General features: G+C 70.2%; 3 protein-coding genes. All 3 read right to left on the bottom strand.

Annotation, left to right across the window (positions count from 1 at the left end; all coding sequences use genetic code 11):
• The coding region (gene nuoE, locus G6028_RS03110) for an NADH-quinone oxidoreductase subunit NuoE (RefSeq protein ID WP_182658018.1) at positions 1 to 666 on the bottom strand (666 nt) is incomplete at its 3' end.
• Complete coding sequence (gene nuoD, locus G6028_RS03115; RefSeq protein ID WP_182658019.1) at positions 663 to 1,967, bottom strand: NADH dehydrogenase (quinone) subunit D; 1,305 nt, start codon at positions 1,965 to 1,967, stop codon at positions 663 to 665. The genes nuoD and nuoE, both read right to left, overlap by 4 nt.
• Entirely contained in the window at positions 1,967 to 2,602 is a 636-nt protein-coding gene (locus G6028_RS03120; protein ID WP_241730501.1) for an NADH-quinone oxidoreductase subunit C, read from the bottom strand. The genes nuoD and G6028_RS03120 overlap by 1 nt, the downstream gene beginning before the upstream one ends.
• Between the last annotated feature and the right edge of the window lie 7 nt (positions 2,603 to 2,609).

Raw genomic sequence — 2,609 nt, forward strand, 5'->3', positions numbered from 1 at the left:
CGCGCCGTCATTGGCGCCGGGGCGCGGGTCGGGGAAGCCCGCGAGGATGCGGGCCGTCTCGCGGAAGGTGCACAGCGGGGCACCACGGGTGGGGGTCACCGGCCGCCCGGCCCGCAGGTCGTCGACCACCCGCCGGGCCGAGGCCGGGGTCTGGTCGTCGAAGAACTCCCAGTTGACCATGACCACCGGGGCGTAGTCGCAGGCGGCGTTGCACTCGATGTGCTCCAGGGTCACCCGGCCGTCGTCCGTGGTGCCGGGGCCGTCGAGGTCCAGGTGCTCGGCGAGGGAGGCCAGGATCTCGTCGCCGCCCATCACCGCGCAGAGCGTGTTGGTGCACACCCCCACCAGGTAGTCGCCCGTCGGCGTCCGGCGATACATCGAGTAGAACGTCGCCACCGCCATCACCTCGGCCGCGGTCAGGTCGAGCACCCGGGCGCAGAACTCGATGCCGGCCGGGGTGATGTGCCCGTCCTCCGCCTGCACGAGGTGCAGCAGCGGGAGCAGCGCCGACCTGGCCTGCGGGTAGCGGGAGACGATCACGGCGGCATCGGTGGCCAGCCGCTCCAGGACCTCGTCCGGATACGTCCGCCGGGCGCCCGGGCGGACGATCGCGCCCGTCTCGTCGGGCTTCTGACCGAACTGGAGGAAGACCGGCTCGCCGCTCATCGGTCGACACCCCCCATCACCGGGTCGATGCTGGCGACGGCGGCGATCACGTCGGCGAGCATCCCGCCCTCGCACATCGCGGCCACAGCCTGCAGGTTGGTGAACGACGGATCGCGGTAGTGGACTCGGTACGGGCGGGTGCCGCCGTCCGAGACCATGTGCACTCCCAGCTCGCCGCGGGGCGACTCGACCGGCACGTACACCTGACCCGGGGGCACCGCGAACCCCTCGGTGACCAGCTTGAAGTGATGTATCAGGGCCTCCATCGAGCTGTCCATGATGTGGCGGACGTGCTCGGCGGAGTTGCCCAGGCCGTCGGGGCCGACCTTGAGCTGGGCGGGCCACGCGATCTTGGGGTCGTCGACCATCACGGGGCCGGGCTCGAGCCGGTCCAGGCACTGTTCGACGATCCTCAGCGACTCCTTCATCTCGTCCACCCGGATGACGAACCGGTCGTAGCAGTCGCTGCCCGACCCGGTCACCACGTCGAACTCGTAGGTCTCGTACCCGCAGTACGGATCGGTCCGGCGCACGTCGTGGGGTAGCCCGCTGGCCCGCAGCACCGGTCCGGTCACCCCGAGGGCGATGCATCCGGTGAGGTCGAGGTAGCCCACGCCCTCGAGCCGCATCTTCCAGATCGGGTTCTGGCGCAAGAGGAGCTCCATCTCGCGGATGCGACCGGGCATCACCTCCAGTAGCTCGCGGACCTTGGGCACGGCCTCGTCCGGTAGGTCCTGGACCACCCCGCCGGGCCGGACATAGGCGTGGTTCATCCGCAGTCCGGTGATGATCTCGAAGACGTCCAGGACCATCTCCCGCTCGCGGAACCCGAACAGCATGGGGGTACTGGCGCCGAGCTCCAGGGCGCCGGTGGCGAGCGCGACCATGTGCGAGGAGATCCGGTTGAGCTCCATGAGCATCACCCGGATGACCGACGCCCGCTCCGGGATCTGGTCGGTGATCCCGAGCAACCGCTCCACCCCGAGGCAGTAGGCGACCTCGTTGAAGAACGGCGAGAGGTAGTCCATCCGGGTGACGAAGGTGACGCCCTGGGTCCAGTAGCGGTACTCGAGGTTCTTCTCGATGCCGGTGTGGAGGTAGCCGATGCCGCAGCTCGCGCGGGTGACGGTCTCGCCCTCGATCTCGAGGATGAGCCGCAGCACCCCGTGCGTGGACGGGTGCTGGGGGCCCATGTTGACGACGATGCGGTCGTCGTCGGCGTTCCGTGCCGCGTCGCTGATCGCCTCCCAGTCCTGCCCGGTCGCGGTGAGGACGGTGTCCGAGTCGGTTCTGTCGGCCATCAGCTGTAGGCCCTCCGCTGGTCCGGGGGCGGGATGGTCGCGCCCTTGTACTGCACGGGGATACCGCCGAGCGGATAGTCCTTGCGCTGCGGGTGGCCCTCCCAGTCGTCCGGCATCTGGATACGGGTGAGCGAGGGGTGTCCGTCGAAGTGGACGCCGAAGAAGTCGTAGGTCTCCCGCTCGTGCCAGTCGGTGGTCGGGTAGATCCTGGTCAGGGTCGGGATGTGCGGGTCGGAGTCGGGGGCCGACACCTCCAGGAGCAGCCGGCGGTTGTGGGTGATCGACTGGAGCGGGTAGACCACGTGGAGTTCGTGGCCCGCGGCCTCGGGGTAGTGGACCCCGCTCGCCCCGAGTGACATCTCGAAGCGGAGAGTGGGGTCGTCCCGGAGCGTCAGCGCGACCACCGGCAGATGTCGGCGCCGGACGTGCAGGGTCAGCTGCCCTCCGTGCACCACCACGCTCTCCACCGCCTCGTCGAAGGTCGTTCCGCCCCGCGATGCCAGTGCGGCGGCGAGCGCGGCGACCACCTCGTCGTCGTCCCCCCCGTCGGGCGGCCGGGTACCGCCCGGCATGTCGACGGGGCGCACGAGCCCGCCGAACCCGGAGGTGTCCCCGGAGCCGCGCACCCCGAACATGCCGTGG

The organism is Dietzia cercidiphylli (assembly GCF_014145145.1).
Lineage (GTDB): Bacteria > Actinomycetota > Actinomycetes > Mycobacteriales > Mycobacteriaceae > Dietzia > Dietzia natronolimnaea.

Bases quoted from the DNA above. Each gene is read 5' to 3' on its own strand.
- G6028_RS03120 (WP_241730501.1), bottom strand. From the start codon at position 2,602: ATGTTCGGGGTGCGCGGCTCCGGGGACACCTCCGGGTTCGGCGGGCTC.
- nuoD (WP_182658019.1), bottom strand. From the start codon at position 1,967: ATGGCCGACAGAACCGACTCGGACACCGTCCTCACCGCGACCGGGCAG.